The sequence below is a fragment of the Ensifer adhaerens genome, from assembly GCF_002007205.1.
In the GTDB taxonomy this organism is placed as follows: domain Bacteria; phylum Pseudomonadota; class Alphaproteobacteria; order Rhizobiales; family Rhizobiaceae; genus Ensifer; species Ensifer adhaerens_D.
The window spans coordinates 37,880-56,483 of the sequence record NZ_LAZS01000008.1 but is presented as its reverse complement, the minus strand read 5'-3'; the positions used below and the strand labels follow the sequence as shown (position 1 = coordinate 56,483).

16 protein-coding genes are annotated in these 18,604 nt (G+C 63.1%); 10 read left to right on the top strand and 6 right to left on the bottom strand.

All coding sequences use genetic code 11. The features are described from left to right. Window positions 1-192 precede the first annotated feature (192 nt). The 10 genes from XB14_RS18630 to XB14_RS33580 all read left to right on the top strand — a co-directional run bounded on the left by XB14_RS18630 (window position 193) and on the right by XB14_RS33580 (window position 14,198). Window positions 193-1,137 carry an ABC transporter permease gene (locus tag XB14_RS18630; protein ID WP_077963101.1) on the top strand — a complete coding sequence of 315 codons (945 nt, stop codon included), beginning with the start codon at window positions 193-195 and terminating at the stop codon, window positions 1,135-1,137. Further along, window positions 1,134-1,952, top strand: a complete 819-nt coding sequence (locus XB14_RS18625; RefSeq protein ID WP_077963100.1) for an ABC transporter permease — start codon at window positions 1,134-1,136, stop codon at window positions 1,950-1,952. The genes XB14_RS18630 and XB14_RS18625 overlap by 4 nt, the downstream gene beginning before the upstream one ends. Beyond that, complete coding sequence (locus tag XB14_RS18620) at window positions 1,949-3,592, top strand: ABC transporter ATP-binding protein (RefSeq protein ID WP_077963099.1); 1,644 nt, start codon at window positions 1,949-1,951, stop codon at window positions 3,590-3,592. Before XB14_RS18625 ends, XB14_RS18620 begins: the two co-directional genes overlap by 4 nt. A 1-nt stretch (window position 3,593) precedes the next feature. Next, window positions 3,594-4,451 carry a serine hydrolase gene (locus tag XB14_RS18615; protein ID WP_077963098.1) on the top strand — a complete coding sequence of 286 codons (858 nt, stop codon included), beginning with the start codon at window positions 3,594-3,596 and terminating at the stop codon, window positions 4,449-4,451. A 31-nt stretch (window positions 4,452-4,482) separates the two neighbouring features. Continuing rightward, window positions 4,483-6,027: an ABC transporter substrate-binding protein gene (locus XB14_RS18610; protein ID WP_077963097.1), complete on the top strand. Its 1,545-nt coding sequence runs from the start codon at window positions 4,483-4,485 to the stop codon at window positions 6,025-6,027. 113 nt (window positions 6,028-6,140) lie between these two features. Then, window positions 6,141-7,580 (top strand): M20 family metallopeptidase, encoded by a 1,440-nt coding sequence (locus XB14_RS18605; RefSeq protein WP_077963096.1) that lies wholly within the window; start codon window positions 6,141-6,143, stop codon window positions 7,578-7,580. A gap of 250 nt (window positions 7,581-7,830) precedes the next feature. Next, the gene (repA, locus tag XB14_RS18600; RefSeq protein WP_077963095.1) at window positions 7,831-9,090 is read left to right on the top strand and encodes a plasmid partitioning protein RepA; all 1,260 of its coding nucleotides are present in this window, start codon (window positions 7,831-7,833) and stop codon (window positions 9,088-9,090) included. 5 nt (window positions 9,091-9,095) lie between these two features. After that, window positions 9,096-10,163: a plasmid partitioning protein RepB gene (gene repB / locus XB14_RS18595; RefSeq protein ID WP_077963492.1), complete on the top strand. Its 1,068-nt coding sequence runs from the start codon at window positions 9,096-9,098 to the stop codon at window positions 10,161-10,163. 341 nt (window positions 10,164-10,504) lie between these two features. Beyond that, window positions 10,505-13,366, top strand: a complete 2,862-nt coding sequence (locus tag XB14_RS18590) for a DNA translocase FtsK (RefSeq protein ID WP_077963094.1) — start codon at window positions 10,505-10,507, stop codon at window positions 13,364-13,366. Window positions 13,367-13,514: 148 nt separating this feature from the next. Continuing rightward, entirely contained in the window at window positions 13,515-14,198 is a 684-nt protein-coding gene (locus XB14_RS33580) for a DUF930 domain-containing protein (RefSeq protein WP_234804080.1), read from the top strand. Between the two features lie 92 nt (window positions 14,199-14,290). On the opposite strand, the gene XB14_RS18580 is transcribed toward XB14_RS33580, so the two are convergent. From XB14_RS18580 to XB14_RS18555, 6 genes are all read right to left on the bottom strand, one after another. Beyond that, the gene (locus XB14_RS18580; protein WP_077963093.1) at window positions 14,291-15,169 is read right to left on the bottom strand and encodes an SDR family NAD(P)-dependent oxidoreductase; all 879 of its coding nucleotides are present in this window, start codon (window positions 15,167-15,169) and stop codon (window positions 14,291-14,293) included. Beyond that, window positions 15,166-15,948, bottom strand: coding sequence for a hypothetical protein (locus XB14_RS18575; RefSeq protein WP_077963092.1), 783 nt, complete (start codon window positions 15,946-15,948; stop codon window positions 15,166-15,168). The genes XB14_RS18580 and XB14_RS18575 overlap by 4 nt, the downstream gene beginning before the upstream one ends. Before the next feature lie 10 nt (window positions 15,949-15,958). Then, entirely contained in the window at window positions 15,959-16,546 is a 588-nt protein-coding gene (locus XB14_RS18570) for a protein-S-isoprenylcysteine O-methyltransferase (protein WP_077963091.1), read from the bottom strand. Window positions 16,547-16,753: 207 nt separating this feature from the next. Next, window positions 16,754-17,326, bottom strand: a complete 573-nt coding sequence (locus XB14_RS18565; RefSeq protein WP_077963090.1) for a hypothetical protein — start codon at window positions 17,324-17,326, stop codon at window positions 16,754-16,756. A 150-nt stretch (window positions 17,327-17,476) separates the two neighbouring features. After that, window positions 17,477-17,608: an ABC transporter gene (locus tag XB14_RS33575; RefSeq protein ID WP_077963089.1), complete on the bottom strand. Its 132-nt coding sequence runs from the start codon at window positions 17,606-17,608 to the stop codon at window positions 17,477-17,479. A 190-nt stretch (window positions 17,609-17,798) separates the two neighbouring features. After that, the gene (locus tag XB14_RS18555) at window positions 17,799-18,386 is read right to left on the bottom strand and encodes a L,D-transpeptidase (protein ID WP_077963088.1); all 588 of its coding nucleotides are present in this window, start codon (window positions 18,384-18,386) and stop codon (window positions 17,799-17,801) included. Window positions 18,387-18,604: the final 218 nt, after the last annotated feature.

The following is an 18,604-nucleotide window of genomic DNA, read 5'->3' as shown; positions in this document are numbered from 1 at the left end:
AGGTTCGTTGCCAGCAAGCAGCCGGGAAGCGTCTATCCGGCCGCGTTGGAGTTGCATGCCGTTTTCATAGAGGTATGACGTTTACTCATAATATTGCGCGGTTTTTTCCAATCGATCATAGTTCCTGCAACAAGAGCCGACGGGCGGGAGAATCGCGGTAACGCGTGCGGCCAGCCTCAGTACGGGGAACCCATGATCAAGTTCATTCTCAATCGTCTCGCGATGGCGATACCGACGATCGTCATCGTCTCGGTGGCCGTCTTCACGCTCATCCGTCTCATTCCCGGTGACCCGGCAGCGCTGATGCTCGGCGATATGGCCGAGCCGCAGCAGATTGCCGCGTTGCGCACGGAACTCGGTCTCGACCGCAGCATCCCGGAGCAATTCGTCATCTGGGCCGGCAATATCCTCTCGGGGGATTTCGGTACGTCGATCGTCACCGGCGAGCCGGTGCTGCACCTGGTCGTCAGCCGCTTTTTCGTCAGCGCCGAAGTCGTCGTCATCGCTGTGTTTCTCGCGAGCCTGATTGCAGTGCCGGCCGGCGTCATCGCCGCCTGGCGGCAGAACAGCCTGACCGATCTTGCGCTCGTCGGTTCGGCGACCGTGCTTCTGTCTATCCCGACCTTCTGGCTCGGTCTTCTGCTGTTGCTCGCCTTCGGCTTGAAGCTCGGCTGGCTGCCGGTTCTCGGCTACGTGCCGATCTCGGAGAACTGGAAGGCCGGCCTTCTCTATCTGGTGCTGCCGGTCATGACGCTTGTCATCCACGAGATGGGCGTGATCATCCGCATGGCGCGCGCCTCCACGCTCGAAGTGCTTCGGCTCGATTACATCACCCATGCCCGCGCCAAGGGGCTTTCGGAAAGTGCCGTCCTCTGGCGCCACGCCTTCAAGAACGCCTTCGGCCCGACCTGGACGATGATCGGCCTGATCCTCGGCAATCTGCTCGGCGGCATCGCCGTGATCGAGACGGTGTTCACCATTCCCGGTCTTGGCCGCCTGATGGTCGATGCGATCTTCCAGCGCGACTACCCTGTCATCCAGGGCTGCCTGCTGCTCGTCGCCTTCTCCTATGTCGTCGTCAACCTCGTGGTCGACCTTCTCTATCCTCTCTTCGATCCGCGGGTGGTGGCAGAATGAGAAAGCTCACTTTCAACGGCGCCATCGGCGGCGGCCTGATCGGCCTGCTCGTGCTCGTTGCCCTCATCGGCCTCGTCTGGACGCCCTATGACCCGATGGCGCTCGGCTTCACCGCGCGCCTGGCAGCACCCGGTGCCGCCCACTGGCTCGGCACCGACGAGTTCGGCCGCGATGTCGCGAGCCGCCTGATGGTCGGCGCCCGCGCCAGCGTCTGGATCGGCTTTCTGACCGTCACCTTCGCCGTCGTCTGCGGAACCTTCATCGGCATCGTCAGCGGCTATGCCCGCGGCTGGGTCGACGGCGTGATCATGGCGATCAACAACGCGCTCTTGGCGTTCCCCGGCATCCTGCTTGCGCTCGGCCTGCTCGCCGTCTTCGGCGCCAACCAGTACGGCATCATCTTTGCGCTCGGCATCGCCTACACGCCGTCGATGGCGCGTGTGGTGCGCGGCGCGGTGCTGTCGCTGCGGGAACGCGAGTTCATCGAGGCCTCGCGCGTCATGGGCAATGGCGAGATCTACACGATGCTGCGCCATATCCTGCCCAACTGCGTCGCGCCGATCACCGTGCTTGCGACCTCGATGTTCGGCTGGGCGATCCTCTCGGAAAGTGCGCTTTCCTTCCTTGGCCTCGGCGTGCCGCCACCGGCGCCCACCTGGGGCAACATGCTCGCCGCCGGCCGTCCGTTCATCGAACAGGCCGTCTGGCTCGGTTTCTTCCCCGGTCTCTGCATCGCTCTCACTTTGCTCGGCATCAACCTTCTCGGCGATGCGCTCCGTGACAAGCTCGACCCCCGCATGCGAGGCCTGAAATGACCGGCAAAACTCCTCTGAGCCCCCCTCTTCTGAGCGTGCAGGGCCTCTCGCTTGCCGTCACCCATACCGGCAACCAGGTGGTCAGGAATGTCAGCTTCGACGTCGCTCCGGGCGAAATCGTCGGGATCGTCGGCGAAAGCGGCTCGGGCAAGACGCTTGCGACGCGGGCGATCATTGGCCTCATCCCACCGGCCGTCCGCCATACCGGCGGCACGGTCCTCTACCGGGGCAAGGACGTGCTCAGCATGAAGGACCGGGACCTGCGCCAGCTTCGCGGTGGCGCGGTCGGCGTCGTCTTCCAGGAGCCGATGACCTCGCTCAATCCGTCGATGACCATCGGCCGGCAGCTCGAAGAAGGCCTGATCCTGCACACCAAAATGTCGGTCGAGGAGCGTCGCACAGCGATCCTCTCGATGCTTGGTCGCGTCGGCATCCGCGAGCCCGAGCGGGCGCTGACCGCCTATCCGCACGAGTTTTCGGGCGGCATGCGCCAGCGCATCATGCTGGCCTCCGTCATGCTGCTTAAGCCGGCTTTGCTGATCGCTGACGAGCCGACGACGGCGCTCGATGCCGTCGTCCAGCGCGATGTCATGGAGCTGATGGTCGAGCTCACCCAGGCCGAGGGCACCGCGGTGCTGCTCATCAGCCATGACCTGCCGATGGTCGCCCGCTACACCAACCGCTTCGTCGTGATGGAAAAGGGCGTCGTCGTCGAGCAGGGGCTGACCGAGGAGATCCTGCAGGCGCCGCAGCATCCCTATACCCGCAAGCTGCTGTCGTCGCTGCCCTACCGGGGTGCTGCCCGTGAGCTCGACATGACCCGCACGCCGATGGTGTCTGCGCGCAACATCGTCGTCGACTATCCCGGCCGCAAGGGGCTGTTCCGCAGGCACGAGCCGAAGCGGGCGCTGCACGGCGTCAGCGTCGACATCCATGTCGGCGAGGTGGTGGCGCTCGTCGGCGGATCGGGTTCCGGCAAGACGACGCTCGGGCGAACGATCGCCGGCCTCGTTGCGCAGAGCCAAGGCGAGATCCTGTTCCAGGGTCGAGAGCGTAGCGCCGACTGGCGCGATTATCGCCTGAACTGCCAGATGGTGTTCCAGGATCCCTATTCGTCTCTCGATCCGCGCATGACCATTCAGGCACTGGTCGAAGAAGCGCTGCGGCTGGTGCCGGACCTCGACACGCCGGCCAAGCGCCGTCGTGCGCTTGAAACGCTTGAGGAAGTCGGTCTCAGCGCCGATTTCGCCAATCGCTATCCGCATGAACTTTCCGGTGGCCAGCGCCAGCGCGTCGCAATTGCCCGCGCCATCGCAAGGCGTCCGAAGTTCCTGATCGCCGACGAGCCGGTCTCCGCGCTCGACGTCACGGTCCGCGCACAGGTGCTGGAACTCTTCTCCAACCTGCAGAAGCGCTACGGCTTCTCCTGCCTGTTCATCAGCCACGACCTCGGCGTCGTCGAGCAGGTCGCCGACCGGGTCATCGTCATGCAGGACGGGCGCATCATCGAAGAAGGCGACCGCGACCGGATCTTCGATGCGCCGAAGGAGGCCTATACCCGCAAGCTTTTGTCTGCGATCCCGGCGCTCGATCTCAACCAGACCGGCGGCGTCACTCTCAAATGGCGACTGGAGGCCTGAGATGAGCACGGAAATTAAGACCGGTGCGATCGCGGACGAACTCCACGCGATCGCCGACGCGGAGCCCTTCGTCACTCGATTCCTGGTGCGCAATCTCGTGAGCGGCGAAACGATCGGCCGTGGCGAGCGCGAAGAGACGCCGTCGGCGAGCACCCGCAAGACCTCGATCATGATGGCGGCGCTGAAGGCGGTGGCAGAAGGCCGGCTTAATCTCGACGAGCGCATCACCTATGAAGCACGGCTCGCCCAGGAAGTGGCGAGCGGCATGTTCCGCTACCTGACGCCCGGCATCGTCATTTCGCTGCGCGACGCCATCGTCGGCATGATGGTGTTGAGCGACAATGTCTGCACCAAGATGGTGTTCGAGCGGCTGACGCTCGAAGAGGTCGACGGCTATTGCAAGGCGCTCGGGATGGTGGGCACGCACCACCGTTTCCTCATCCCGCCGCTGGCGCTCAAACCCGATCATTCGCTGGCCGACGTCACGACGACGACGGCGGCCGATCAGGTGATGCTCTTGGAACTTATCCTGGCGGCTGAGAACGATGCCGCGGCCGCAGCCAAGCTCGGCATCTCCTTCGAGCTTGCCGCCTTTGCCTTGAAAACCCTGAAGAACCAGGTGCTGCGCTACGGCATCCGTTCGCGGCTGCCCTTCGATACGGTGGCGGCCTGCAAGGGCGGTCGCGGCAAACGCGGCCGCATGGATGCCGGCGTCGTCTACCGCGACGGCAAGCCGCTCTATGCGATCGCCGCCTTTACCGACGGTGTGCCCGCGCTGATGCCCGACGGCACGCCCGGCTACACCATCGCGCTCGAAACCATCGGCAAGCTGTCGCAGGCCTGCTGGCGCGCCTTTTGAACCGACAACCAACAACAAGAGAGAGGAACCCATGAAAACCGTACTTCTTGCCGGCACCATGCTGATGAGCGCGATCGCGCTCGGCCACGCCCGCGACCTGACCGTCGCCCAGAGCTCCGACATCCGCAGCAACGAGCCCGGCGTCAACCGCGACGGCAACACCGACTCGGTGATCTTCCATATCGTCGAAGGTCTCGTCGGCTACGCCGAAAACGGCGAAGTGAAGCCGTTGCTGGCGAAAAGCTTCGAGGTTTCCGCCGATGGCCTCACCTATACCTTCAAGCTGCGCGACGACGCGAAGTTCCACAACGGCAAGGCGCTGACCGCCGAGGACGTGGTCTGGAACTGGAACCGCTACATGAAGCCGGAGACCAAGTGGACCTGCGCCGGCGACTTCGACGGCAGCAAGTCGATCAAGGTCACAAACGTTGCAGCCGCCGACGCCTCGACCGTCACCATGAGCATCGAGAAGCCGTCCGCGATCTTCCTCGGCCTGATGGCGCGGCCGGAATGCGGCTATACCGGCATCGTCTCCAAGGATTCCGTCGGCGCCGACGGTGCCTATGTCGCGCCGATCGGCACCGGCCCGTTCAAGTGGGCCGAGTGGAAGAAGGGCGAATATGTCCGGCTCGAAAAGAACGCCGACTATGTTTCGCCGGTCAATGACGGCAAGCCCGATGGCATGGTCGGCTCGAAGCGGCCGCTCGTCGACGGCATCAAGTTCATGGTGATCCCGGACGCCTCGACCGTGAAGACCGGCCTGCTTTCCGGCGCACTCGATACCGCCGAAGTCTCGGCCGATCTTATCGCGGAGTTCAAGGATAGCGACACGATGCAGCTCATCGTCAAGCGCAACAACGGCAAGAACCTGCTCTACTTCCAGACCCGCGACAAGATCCTGAGCAACGTCGCGGTCCGCCGCGCCATGGCCGAGGCGCTCGACCTCGATCAGCTCGTCGCCGCCGTTTCCAACGGCACGGGCGAAGCCAACGCATCGATGGTCTCGGCCGACTCGATCTTCTATTCCGACGTCCAGAAGAAGAAGATCCCGATGGATTTGGAAAAGGCGAAGAAGAACCTCGCTGAAGCCGGCTACAACGGCGAGCCGATCACCATCATCGCGAACAAGCGCGGCAACGTGCCGAGCTTCCCGGCTGCCGTCATCGCCCAGGCGATGATGCAGCAGGTCGGCCTCAACGTGCAGATCGAGGTGCTCGATTATGCGACCCAGGTCGATCGTCGTCGTTCCGGCAACTACCAGGTGATCTCGCAGTCGGTGTCTCCGCGTCTCGATCCGGCGCTGATGTACAGCTTCTATGTCGGCAACAAGGACAAGAACGCCTCGCTGATGTGGGACAACCCGAAGGGGGTCGAACTGATGAAGGCGGCCTATGTCGAGGCCGACCAGGCCAAGCGCCAGGCCATCTTCGACGAGTTCCACCAGCTGATGCTCGACGAGGTCCCCGGCATCTTCATGTACGACATGGTCGACATCTGGGGCGCCACCAAGAAGCTGCATGGACAGCCGGTCTGGCAGTCGAACACCCGCCTCTGGGAAGTGACGCTCGACGACTGATGCGGGCGTAGTCCTTTCTCTCCAGCGGATGGCTGCCGTTTGCCGCCCTCCGCACCTCCTTAGACAAAACTGCTGATGCGACCGCGCCCCGCGCCGTCGCAAAAGGATGATTGATGCCAAATCCAGCCGCCCGGACCGCCCTTGTAGACACGATCGAAGCGCTGAAGCCCGAATTCGCCGCAATGAGCGACGCGATCTGGGACCATGCGGAACTGAGTTTTCATGAGGAAAAGTCGGTAGCGACGCAGATCGCCATGCTGGAGAAGCACGGGTTTCGCGTGTCGCGCGGACTGGCGGACATCGATACCGCCTTCGTCGGCGAGAGCGGGCAGGGCCTGCCAGTGATCGCCTTTCTTGGTGAGTTCGACGCGCTTGCGGGTCTGAGCCAGGTGGCCGGTGTCGCCGAGGCGAAAGCGCTCACTGAGGGCGGTACGGGCCATGGCTGCGGTCACAATCTGCTCGGCACCGGTTCGCTGCTCGCCGCCGTTGCGCTTGCCCGCTACCTCAAGGAAAACAACTTGCCGGGCACCGTGCGCTATTATGGCTGCCCTGGCGAGGAAGGCGGATCCGGCAAGACCTTCATGGCGCGCGCCGGCATCTTTGCCGATGTCGATACGGCGCTGACCTGGCACCCCGCGCCTTTCAACGGTGTGCGTTCGACCAACAATCTCGCCGTTCTCGAAATCTACTACCGCTTCAAGGGCGTGGCGGCACACGCGTCGAACGGCGCACATCTTGGCCGCAGCGCGCTCGACGCGCTGGAACTGATGAATGTCGGCGTAAACTTCCTGCGGGAGCACATGCCGCAGGATTGCCGCGTGCACTATGCGATCACCGACGCCGGCGGCAAGGCGGCAAACGTCGTCCAGGCCCGCGCTGAAGCGCTTTATCTCGTGCGCGCGCCGCAGATGCCGGAGGCGCTGGCGCTTGCGGCTCGCATCGACAACATCGCCAAGGGAGCGGCGATGATGACGGAAACCGAGGTCGAGATCGTCTTCGACCGCGCGGCGACCAATCTTCTGCCGAACATCGCGCTGGAAACGGCGATCCACGACAACATGGTGGCGCTCGGACCGGTTCCCTTCGACGAGGCCGATATCGCCTTTGCCAAGGACATCCAGAAGACGCTGACGCAGGAAGCAATCTCGAGCAGCATCCGGCTTTACCAGATCAAGGGCGATGTTTTTGCGAACAGCCGCATGGACGGTTCGACCGGTCTGCATCTCGGCCTTCGCGATTTCGAGGGCCAGTCGCATTTCCGCGCCGGTTCGACCGATGTCGGCGACGTCAGCTGGATCGCGCCGACCGCGCAATGCTGGGCGCCCGCCTGGGCGATCGGTACGGCGCCGCACACCTGGCAGGTAGTGGCGCAGGGCAAGAGCCCGGCCGCCCACAAGGCTTTCGCCCACGCGGCAAAATCACTGGCCACGACCGGCCTCGACCTGATCCTCGATGCCGATCTTTTGGCACGGGCAAAGGCCGAGTGGCGTGAAAAGACCGAGGGCAAGCCTTACCAATGCCCAATCCCCGATCATATCGGTCCGAAACTCTGAAATCATTTTTCGATGTCTGCAAACGCCCGCGCCACCCCCGCGGGCGTTTCGTTTTGTCGGCGTCCGGAACGTCTGCCCGGCGAGTGCACGCCCCTTTGAATGGCGTCCGACTCTTGACGCGAATCGCAAGCTCCGGCATCTCTGTTACGGAGTTTTCCGAATAAGTGCCGATTGGCCGTATTTGAATTGAATCTCTGTTAGCGTGATGTGGCGCCGTTGGGCCGCTGACGCGCGCAAGGAGTATGGCAGAATGAATATGACGGCAACCCAGGCAAGACAGGACGCGGGTCACTCCCAGGCACGCCGTCCGGCCGACGAAGCGATCGCGGCCGATGCCCGCGCGCTTTCCGAACAGTTGAAGGCGATGCGCGAGCGCCTGTTCGCGCCGACGGCGATGAAGACATTGCGCAGCTTCACCTCGGGCGAGGCGGCCAAGCTGATCGGCGTTTCTGACGGCTATCTGCGCCAGCTCTCGCTTGCCGGTGAAGGTCCGCAACCGGACACCGGGCTTGGCGGCCGCCGCTCCTATTCACTCTCCGACATCAATGCGCTTCGCCGGCACTTGGCCGAACAGGCGCTTGCCAAGGGCAACGTCGCCAAGGCGCGCAGCTATCTCAAGTGGCGCGATGCGGAAGCGGGCGAACACCTGCAGGTGATCTCGGTCACCAACTTCAAGGGCGGCTCCGGCAAGACCACATCGTCGGTGCATATCGCGCAATATCTGGCGTTGACCGGCCACCGCGTGCTCGCCGTCGACCTCGACCCGCAGGCGTCGCTGTCCGCACTCTTCGGTTACCAGCCGGAACTCGACCTTACCGGCAATGACACGCTCTATGGCGCGATCCGCTACGACGCCGAGGCGCGGCCGTTGAAGGACATCATCCGCAAGACCTATTTCGACGGCCTCGATCTCGTACCCGGAAACCTTGAGCTGCAGGAGTTCGAGCACACGACCCCGCAGGCACTCAGCGCCCGTCACAACGGCACCGATGCCGGCCCGCTGTTCTTCGCCCGCGTGCAGGCAGCCCTTGCCAGCGTCGCCGACGACTATGACGTCGTCATCATCGACTGCCCGCCGCAGCTCGGCTATCTGACGCTTTCGGCGCTCTGCGCCTCGACTTCCGTCGTCGTCACCGTGCATCCGCAGATGCTCGACGTCGCCTCGATGAACCAGTTCCTTTACATGACCTCGGACCTCCTGAGCGTCGTGCGCGAGGCCGGCGGCGAACTCAACTTCGACTTCCTGCGCTACCTCGTCACCCGCTTCGAGCCGAATGACGGGCCGCAGGCGCAGATCGTCGGCTTCATGCGCTCGCTGTTCGGCGATCGGGTGCTGACCTCGGCGATGGTGAAATCGACGGCGGTTTCCGACGCCGGCCTGACGAAACAGACGCTCTACGAAGTCGGGCGCGAGAATTTCACCCGCGCCACCTATGACCGGGCGATTGAATCCCTCAACGCCGTCAACGGCGAGATCGAAACGCTCATTCATGCGGCTTGGGGGCGCTGATCGATATGGCTGGCAACCGCAAGAACGAACTGCGCGCGCTCTTCTCCGGCAACGTGGCCCCGGCCGCGGAAGCTGACGACAAGGCACCCGCCGCAACGAGCGTGCAGCCCGTAAAACCCGTGGTCGTCCCCGCCTCCCAGGCGGATGTGCCGCGGGCGGCCTCCGGCGCGATCAAGGCCATGGGGCTTTCGCTCGGCAGCATCACCCGCGAGGCGGAGGAGGCACGCGCGCTGCGCGAGGCCTTGCACCAGGGCGAGCGCGTCGTCGAGCTCGATCCGGACCTGATCGATGCCTCCTTCATCGGCGACCGCCTGACCGATGGCGAGACCGATGACCCGGAGTTCCTGGCGCTTGCCGACAGCATCCGCGACAGCGGCCAGCAGTCGCCGATCCTGGTGCGCCCGCACCCGGAGAAAAAGGGCCGATACCAGACGGCCTACGGCCACCGCCGCCTTAACGCCGTGCGCAGCCTCGGCATCAAGGTCAAGGCCATCGTCCGGCCGCTGACCGACGACGAACTGGTGCTGGCACAGGGCAAGGAAAACGCCGAGCGGCGTAACCTGTCTTTCATCGAACGCGCGATGTTTGCCTCTGCCCTTGCCGACCGCGGCTTCGACCGCAAGGTGATCGGTGAGGCGCTCGCCGTGCAGAAGAGTGAGCTTTCACGTCTCATCCAGGTGGCCGAAGGCGTGCCGCCGGCGATCGCGCGCGCCGTCGGTCCGGCGCCCAAGGTCGGCCGCGAACGCTGGATGGCGTTCGGCGCGCTGCTTGAGGATATGGCGACCGTCGAAGTGGCGCAGGAAGAGTGCCGCTCGCGACGCTTCCTCGAAGCCGAAAGCGACCAACGGTTCCAGATCCTGTTTGCCCGCCTGTCGCGCAAGCCGAAGCCGGAAGCGGCGGCCAAGCCGGAAACGCTGGTCGACGCCGGCGGACGCGCCTTCGCCAAGCTCAAGCGTGACGGCAAGAATGCCCACATCGAGTTCGCAGCCGATGTGGATCCCGCTTTCATCGACGAGGTCGTCGAGCTGCTTGCCAAGCAGCATGCGGTGTTTGCGTCCGGCCGCGAAGGCTGAGCGAAGCCTACGTCTCTGAGAGTTCCAATCGGGCCTGCGTGATGCTCTCACGTGGGCCCGATTCGTTTTGCCAGTGGCACCGGTGGCAGGTCGCCGCGGGCATCCCTTTCCGGGCGCGGATATCACCTCCATCCAAGAAATATTTTCGGCCGCGCGCGGCCGGCGACCGGATGTCGCGGCGCCCTTGAGGCGTCGGGCATTGCCGTTGCATGAAGCCCACAGAAGGGCGCCAATCGACCACAGGCCCCGGCTCGAAACGGGGCGTTGGAAGGGACTTGTTAACCTTCATTTCCTATCGCTTAGAAGGCCCCGCGGCGATGTCTCTAGCTCTTCCAGGACCCATGCGTATTCCCAGGACAAACTTCTCACAGGCTGCTTTGCATGATGCAAACCAGGCGGATTATTTCGATGGTCCGCAGGATGATGCGTTGAGCGGTATGCCCACCCATGAGGCGGAAACCGCCGATCCCTATCAGCTGTACGAGGCGCCGTCGGCGCCCCGCCGGCCGGCCAACCAGCAGGCCGAAACCATGAGCCGAGCGACCCGCCTCTACGGGCAGGGTTCTGCCTACGCTCCTGCACAGGTGACGTCGACGATGAGCGAACCCTTGCCGACCCTTTCGGAGATTGCCGGCCACTACGGCGATTCCACCTGGGAGAGCCATTTCTTCCTGGCGCCGAACGTGCGCTTCACCCGCACGCCGGAGCGCGAATTCATGAAGCGGCGCGCGCCGCAGGTCGAGGAAAGCGAAACGGCAACCGAAGTCGAAGAGGCGACCGTTGCGGTGGCGGCGGAGCCTGCTCCGGTCTTGGTGGAAGCCGTCGAGCAGGTCGTGACGGCTCCGGCCGAGCCGGCGCGGGTGGAAGCAGCGGCCTCTGCCGTTGATGAAACGCCGCAGGCCGAGGTCGCCCTGCCGTCCTTCAGCCCGTCCGAACTGTTGCGCATGCTGACCAACCAGCTGCCGACCTGGACCGCGGCGCAAAACACGATCGAGCCGGCAATGCTTGAGCGCGCCGAGGCCGATGACGCTATCGCGCTTGCCCCGGTTCTCACGACTCCGATCGCCGTTTCCGACCCGGTCGCGGAAGCGCAGCCGACGCCCGCGCAGGCAGCAGGCGACGCCCCCGCCGATCGGGGTTCTGCGCATCCGATTTTCCTGTCGGATTTTGCTTTCTTCGAATTCGGTCCGGCCGATGATGCCGAGATCGCCGGCGAAGAAACCGCGCGTCCGAAGCCTTTTGTCGAGACGCCTGCACCGACGTCGATGACGCCGGTTGTCCCCACTGCTGTCGTTGCTCCCGCTGCGCTCGCCCCGCCGGCGCCCGTGCGCCCGGTCGAAATCCGCCGCATGCCGCCGACGGCGATCACTTCGCTGTTCCGCGTCGTCGACGTTCGTGGGGCAAAGGCAGAAGAGATTCCGGCACCGCAATCGCTTGGCGCCGCTGCCGAGGTCGTTGCCGACGCTGCTCCGGTCGCCGTTGCCGCGGAACCCGTGTCCGTCGCCGCAGTTGAAATCATCGCCGCAGAACCCGTCGAGATCGAACAGCCCGCTCACGTCGCGTCGAAAGCCGCGATCACCATGCCTGCACAGGTCACTCGCGCGCCGAACACAATGCCGGCGATCGGTGTGGTTGAACGCACATTTGCCGGGGACGCCTACGAGTTTCCGTCCGAGGACCTCCTGCAGGAGGCGCCTGTCGGTCAGGGTTTCTTCATGACCCAGGAGCAGCTGGAGCAAAATGCCGGCCTGCTTGAAAGCGTGCTTGAAGATTTCGGCGTCAAGGGCGAGATCATCCACGTGCGTCCCGGCCCGGTCGTCACGCTCTATGAGTTCGAGCCGGCGCCCGGTGTGAAATCGTCGCGCGTGATCAACCTTGCGGACGATATCGCCCGCTCGATGTCGGCGCTTTCGGCCCGCGTTGCCGTCGTTCCCGGCCGCAACGTCATCGGCATCGAACTGCCGAACGCGACCCGCGAGACCGTCTATTTCCGCGAGCTGATCGAATCCGTCGACTTCCGCAAGACCGGCTACAAGCTGGCGCTTTGCCTCGGCAAGACGATCGGCGGCGAACCGGTCATCGCCGAGCTTGCGAAGATGCCGCATCTGCTCGTCGCCGGTACCACCGGCTCGGGCAAGTCGGTGGCGATCAACACCATGATCCTGTCGCTGCTCTACCGGTTGAAGCCGGAAGAGTGCCGCCTGATCATGGTCGATCCGAAGATGCTCGAACTTTCCGTCTATGACGGCATCCCGCATCTGCTGACGCCTGTGGTCACCGATCCGAAGAAGGCGGTCATGGCGCTGAAATGGGCCGTGCGCGAGATGGAAGACCGCTACCGCAAGATGTCGCGGCTCGGTGTGCGCAACATCGACGGCTACAACCAGCGCGCCGCCGCCGCCCGTGAAAAGGGCGAGCCGATCATGTGCACCGTCCCGGCCGGCTTCGAGAAGGGCACCGGCGAGCCGCTGTTCGAGCAGCAGGAAATGGATCTGGCGCCGATGCCCTACATCGTCGTCATCGTCGACGAGATGGCCGATCTGATGATGGTCGCCGGCAAGGAGATCGAAGGCGCGATCCAGCGGCTGGCGCAGATGGCGCGCGCCGCCGGTATCCACCTGATCATGGCGACGCAGCGTCCCTCGGTCGACGTCATCACCGGCACGATCAAGGCGAACTTCCCGACCCGCATCTCGTTCCAGGTGACGTCCAAGATCGACAGCCGTACCATCCTTGGTGAACAGGGCGCCGAACAGCTGCTCGGCCAGGGCGACATGCTGCACATGCAGGGCGGCGGGCGCATCGCCCGTGTCCACGGCCCGTTCGTTTCCGACCTCGAGGTCGAGCACGTCGTCGCACACCTGAAGACACAGGGGCGTCCGGAATACCTCGAAACCGTCACGGCGGAGGAGGAAGAAGAGGAGCCCCAAGAAGAGACTCCGGTCTTCGACAAGAGCGCGCTTGCCTCCGAGGACGGCAACGAACTCTACGACCAGGCGGTCAAGGTGGTGCTGCGCGACAAGAAGTGCTCGACCTCCTACATCCAGCGCCGCCTCGGCGTCGGTTACAACCGTGCCGCATCACTGGTCGAGCGCATGGAAAAGGAAGGTCTCGTCGGCCCGGCGAACCACGTCGGCAAACGCGAGATCATCTACGGCAACCGCGACCACATGAGCGCGCCCGACAACGACGACATGGATTGATCCGGTCGTAGGCGTCGCCCCAGGAACACGGATTTCAAGCCGCCGCTGACAGGTTGTCGGCGGCGGCTGTTCTATCTTCGACGTGGTGATAGTGTCACAGCCGCCAGGAGTGGTTGTGACCGGTGTCGCGCATGGGATGATCTGATCGGTGCAAGCAGTAGCGCGTCGCCGCAATGAGACTACCATCTGGCAAAGCCTAACGCTTGCTCTCATCATTCATGCCATCGCCGTGCTGGCGCTTTTCCTTCTTCCGCCGCCTCAAAAACCCGCCCCGACCCCGGATGAGGGGATCGCCGTTCAGATACTGGAATTGCCGCCGCTCCGCCCTGACCTGGTGCAGCCGGTGCTTGGGCCACAGAACGCGTCGCCGGCGCCGCAGTCAGCTCAGGAGACGGCTCCTGCGGTGGAAGCAGCCACGCCACCGCCGGATGCCCGGCCGACCATTCAAGCAAAACAGTTCTTTTCGGCGGCGATACTCGCCGACCCGCGCAGCAGGCAGGCGCTTGAAGGGCTCTCGCAGCTTGCAGCCGATGAACGGATCGTCCAGCTCTGCAATCTCGAGGCGATGGAGCAGGTTCACCGCTGGCGCGTTGACTTCATCCCCGATTTGCTCGTCGCCTACGCCATGGCGGATATCCTCTTGGCCGGCCGGAATCTCCGCGCCGATGGCGCCGCCTTTCGCAGCAGGGGCCGCTGGTTCAACATCAAGTTTGGCTGCGCTGTCGCGCCGGATATCGAAAGCGTCGTCCAGTTCGAATTTCAGATTGGCGACGAAATTCCGGAAAGCGAGTGGGAGGCGCATTTCCTCCCCGCTGATGCCAAAGCCCAGTGATCGTGGCCATTGATCGTGGCCATGGCCGAAGTCCGACCGCTCCTGGCGCACTTTGACGAGTCATCCCACGGGACGCTGGCTGCGGAGGCGGATCAAGCCGAGGCCGTCCCGCCCTTGGCGTGGCCTGCGCGGCAGCAGTGCTTGAGCTGCTTGCCAGATCCGCAAGGGCAGGGGTCGTTGCCGCGCAGTTGCAGTTTACCGACCAGCGGCAAAAGCGCCGCGGAGGGAAGGATGCCTGCCATCAGGATGGCCAATCTGGCCGACATGCCGGGAATGACGAGCCGCCGGCGGGCCTTGAAACCGCGCCAGGCGCAATCGGCCACATATTCCGGACTGGCCTTCGGCAAAGCCTTGAACAGGGCAGCCCTGTTGGCGCCGGACTTTTCGAGGAATTCGGTCGATACCGGCCCGGGCGCAACGCAGGTCACCGTTACACCCGTCCTTCGCGTCTCCTGATACAGCGCTTCGGAAAAGGAACGAACGAAGGCTTTGCTCGCATAATACATTGCCATGTACGGGCCGGGCGTAAAACTCGCGACGGAGGCCAAATTGATGACGCCGCCACGGCGGCGCGCGACCATGCCCGGCAACAGGCGCAAGGTGAGATCGGCAAGCGCGCGAACGTTGACATCGATCATTCCAACCTGGTCGGCAATCGGCAAAGCGGTGGCCGCGCCGCGCAGACCATAGCCGGCACTGTTGACAAGGACGTCGCAGACGAGGCCTTCGCGCGAGAGAAATTCTTCAAGGATGCTTGCCGCATCGTGGGCGGTAAGATCGACCGGCAGCGAGAATGCCTCGCCGCCCGCTTGTTTGATCGCGGCCTCCACGACGCGCAAACTTTCGATGGTTCGCGCGACCAGAACGACCGGCGCGTCGTCTCGTGCGGCAAGCTCGGCAATCGCTCTGCCTATGCCCCGGGACGCTCCTACAACGACGATGGCGGGTCGTGGTGACTGCTGCGATGTCATGCCGATGGTCCCGGCGTAGCGATTGACGGATTGTCGACTTTGGAAAGGCCCGCCACTTCCTCGGCGATTTCCCCGTTCAAGATTTCCTCGAAACGAGCCAGGGCGCGCGCGACGTTGGCGCCGTCCATGACGCGATGATCATAGTGGATTCTGACGGTGACCGATCCGTCATCGCCGATCGGTCCGTAGTTGAAGATCGTCGTCAACGGCGTCAGCGGATTGAGCGATTCCGCACCCAGGCCGGAATAGACCGACAATTGGAAGGTACCGAACCGGTGGCCCCTTTGGCGCCCCATGTTCAGGCTGAGCCACATCAGCAGCCGCCGCAACGGCGCCGGCAAGCGCGCAATCTTCAACGCCCGCCGGAATTCCCTGACCTCGAGCACGGGACGGGACCGGGCCTCCTGGAGCAGGGCGCTCAACTCGGAGATGGACCGTCGCTCGGGTGTCTTGATCGTACTGAGAAGGACCACCCGTTCGCCTTCGTGCTCGCGCTCGTGGGCCACGGACGCGACGCTTCCCGGGTACTCATAGAGTTGCGGTCTCGGCAGCTTGACGTAAGCCCGGCGAAACTCCGGCGTCTCCGCCGAAAGCAAACCGTAGCCCTTGAGAAACAACACCATCCACGAAGGCCGATCCGATTGGCTTGCCCGGGCCTTGTGCAGCGCGCTGATGTTCATCTGTCGCTGCACCGTCACCCGGGGGACGCCGATCGAAAATCGCATCAGATCGCCGACGAGGCGTCTTGCCGCAGAAAGCTTGACCGGTCGGCCGCGCATCGTGTCACCTCTAGTACAGATAAGGTATAATGCGCTTCGTCCTGTCCATGTAGGCGCGATATTCGGGGCCGAAGAATTCCAGCATCAGGCGCTCCTCCTTGTCCACACGCAGGAAAAAAAGCACGGCAAAGCCCAGGACACCCACGAGGCCAGCCACCCAGTTCGACAACAGAAACATCTGGCCGATCCCCATAAGCAGGAAACTCGTGTACATCGGATGGCGCACGAGGGCGTACGGCCCCCTGCTGATCAGTTGATGTTTTTCGCGGATTTCCAGTGAGATCGACCAGTTTCGTCCGAGTTCCTTGTGGGTGCGGCGGAACGTCCAAAGAGCCAAGGCGAAGATGAGGCCGCCGAGGCCCACCAACCATGGAGACGCGGGATAGTCGGCAGCGGCGGGGATTCCCGTAGCCACATAAAGTCCAGGCAAGATCGCAAGGCCCAGCAATGCGGCAGCTAGGCCAACCGTATCGGTCGCCGAGCGGCGACTGCTCGTCACCCGCACGCGCTTTGCCCTGCGCTCGAATGGATAACGGATAACGTACCAGCCAATGATGCCTATGACCCAGACGATTTCGCCGATGGTAGCGACAGACATGTTCACCTTGTATCACCCAAGCTTTTTGCTGCTTCGGTCACCGAAACGGCCAGTGGAGATGAGACTGCCACGCGTCGCCTCGACCTGACAAGGTGCCGAAACGTCTGCGGCCAACCGGTACCCAGCGGCCAAGGGTGACGGTGGCAGCCAATGATGGCGCGGGCGATCCTTGTTGACCGTTTGGAGGAGTACACGTGCTCCGGCAGCCTATCCGCCATTCATCTCGCGCAGTCTCGTGATGAACTCCTGGGGGCGGAGCCAGATACCAGGTGTCTTGTATCCCATGGAGCGCGCGATGTCGGCGACGAACGCGTTGCAGTTGTAGATTGACGCCTGCCAGAATTTTGCTTCGGCCTTGAGTTTTCGGATCTTGGTGACGACGTCGCGATACTCCGCTTCGGTCAACGTGACACGCCAGCTAGCAGACCTGTATTGTTCCTCCAGGTCGCCATCGCTTGCGCCCGTCTCAGCCGGTACCGGCAAAACATGACCAATAACATAAGGAGCGGTATCGTTTGTCGCGGGGGCAAGGCCCGCAACTTCTGGATTGATCATTGCTCCAGTTTGGCTGAGTCGGCCAAAAATCACATAGGAGTGGCCGTAACTGAGCGCATAACGGGAGCGGAATTCGATGAAATAGCCCTGATCGCGCTGTTGTGACGTGGTGCCCGCATAGCTTGAGACAAATCGCGGCTGAGGGCCCTTGTCCTCCGATTGACATGCCGTAACCACCAATGCGGCTAGGACGGCGAACGAAATACGACCACGTGAACGCGTCATTATTGCGTCATCTCTCCCGAGTTCTGATGGGCACGTGTGAATGCCACCCCAGGCAGCTTTCGATCCGCGCGCCGCGATGTGTGGCCAGGCCGGCCACGCTCAGACAGGGCGGGAAGGACCGTGAGGTCCTCCCCGAACTAAGGTCGGTAACTACTTGTAAACGGGCGCCGGTTCTTCGGCCACCGGTGGCGGCGCCTTTCCTTTGCCTTTGCCGATCGTTCCGCAAGCGGCGAGACTGGCCACGGAAAGCAACGCAACTGTCACGATTAGAATTCTGCTCATCTATATTTCCTTTCCTAGGTTGTCGGAATGGTTATTCGAAGGCAACACTCACAGTATTAGTAGCAATTCGCGATTCGGCCTAGTGCGGAAAGAGCACACCCATTGGTCGGTTTATCGTTACCGAACTTCAAACAGTGTATCAAAGTCATGTGGGCCCTACTCCAATACCGCAGTAAGATAGAGTGAGTGTTCAAATGATCAATACCTGAGTTCCAATCGGCGTGCGGGCGTAGAGATCGACGATATCATCGTTCGTAAGCCGGATGCAGCCATTGGAAACGGCCTGCCCAATCGTCCAGGGCGCATTCGTGCCGTGAAGGCGAAACTTGGTGTCCTGACCGTTGCGATACAGGTATAGGGCTGACGCTCCCAAGGGGTTGTGAGGGCCGCCGGAAACGCCACCGGCGTATTGCGCCAGTTCCGGCTTGCGTCGGATCATGCTTGCCGTGGGCGTCCAGGACGGCCACTCGGCCTTTCTTCCGATGACGGCCCGCCCCTTGAGGGTAAGGCCTTCCTCTCCAACGCCGATTCCGTAGCGCATCGCCCATCCGCCACTTTCGACCGAGTAGAGGTAGCGTTGCGTGGTGTCGACAACGATTGTTCCGGCCGGCTCGTTGCCGTCGTACCGGACGTGCCGCTTTCGATAGCGGCGATCGACGCCCGGAGTGCCGCCGTACAGGGATGGGAAGGAAACGCCTTGCCAGGTCGAGCTGCATCCGGCCAACAGGCCAAGACTTCCGACGAGCAGAAATCTCCGTGTAATGCGGTGATTGTCCATCTTTACCTGCTGAGAAAAATGGTACGCCCCGATTCGCTTTTAGCATTACAATGGTCTCCGGCCAAGTTCCAATAAATCAATCTGCGATTGGCGACAGGATAGGCAAATGGCACGGCAGGTTTGTGGGGCCTTGTACCAGGGAAATGCATGGAAAGGATTGTATAACTAGGGGCGGGTTCTGGGGGCCGTGCATGATTCGAGGCAGGAATTCTTGCGAT

Excerpts from the sequence above, each read along its gene's own strand:
- repA (WP_077963095.1), top strand. The coding sequence starts at position 7,831 with ATGAATATGACGGCAACCCAGGCAAGACAGGACGCGGGTCACTCCCAG.
- XB14_RS18630 (WP_077963101.1), top strand. The coding sequence starts at position 193 with ATGATCAAGTTCATTCTCAATCGTCTCGCGATGGCGATACCGACGATC.
- XB14_RS18580 (WP_077963093.1), bottom strand. The coding sequence starts at position 15,169 with ATGACATCGCAGCAGTCACCACGACCCGCCATCGTCGTTGTAGGAGCG.
- XB14_RS18610 (WP_077963097.1), top strand. The coding sequence starts at position 4,483 with ATGAAAACCGTACTTCTTGCCGGCACCATGCTGATGAGCGCGATCGCG.
- XB14_RS18625 (WP_077963100.1), top strand. The coding sequence starts at position 1,134 with ATGAGAAAGCTCACTTTCAACGGCGCCATCGGCGGCGGCCTGATCGGC.
- XB14_RS18605 (WP_077963096.1), top strand. The coding sequence starts at position 6,141 with ATGCCAAATCCAGCCGCCCGGACCGCCCTTGTAGACACGATCGAAGCG.
- XB14_RS18565 (WP_077963090.1), bottom strand. The coding sequence starts at position 17,326 with ATGACGCGTTCACGTGGTCGTATTTCGTTCGCCGTCCTAGCCGCATTG.
- XB14_RS33575 (WP_077963089.1), bottom strand. The coding sequence starts at position 17,608 with ATGAGCAGAATTCTAATCGTGACAGTTGCGTTGCTTTCCGTGGCCAGT.
- XB14_RS18555 (WP_077963088.1), bottom strand. The coding sequence starts at position 18,386 with ATGGACAATCACCGCATTACACGGAGATTTCTGCTCGTCGGAAGTCTT.
- XB14_RS18615 (WP_077963098.1), top strand. The coding sequence starts at position 3,594 with ATGAGCACGGAAATTAAGACCGGTGCGATCGCGGACGAACTCCACGCG.
- XB14_RS18620 (WP_077963099.1), top strand. The coding sequence starts at position 1,949 with ATGACCGGCAAAACTCCTCTGAGCCCCCCTCTTCTGAGCGTGCAGGGC.
- XB14_RS18590 (WP_077963094.1), top strand. The coding sequence starts at position 10,505 with ATGCGTATTCCCAGGACAAACTTCTCACAGGCTGCTTTGCATGATGCA.
- XB14_RS18570 (WP_077963091.1), bottom strand. The coding sequence starts at position 16,546 with ATGTCTGTCGCTACCATCGGCGAAATCGTCTGGGTCATAGGCATCATT.
- XB14_RS18575 (WP_077963092.1), bottom strand. The coding sequence starts at position 15,948 with ATGCGCGGCCGACCGGTCAAGCTTTCTGCGGCAAGACGCCTCGTCGGC.
- repB (WP_077963492.1), top strand. The coding sequence starts at position 9,096 with ATGGCTGGCAACCGCAAGAACGAACTGCGCGCGCTCTTCTCCGGCAAC.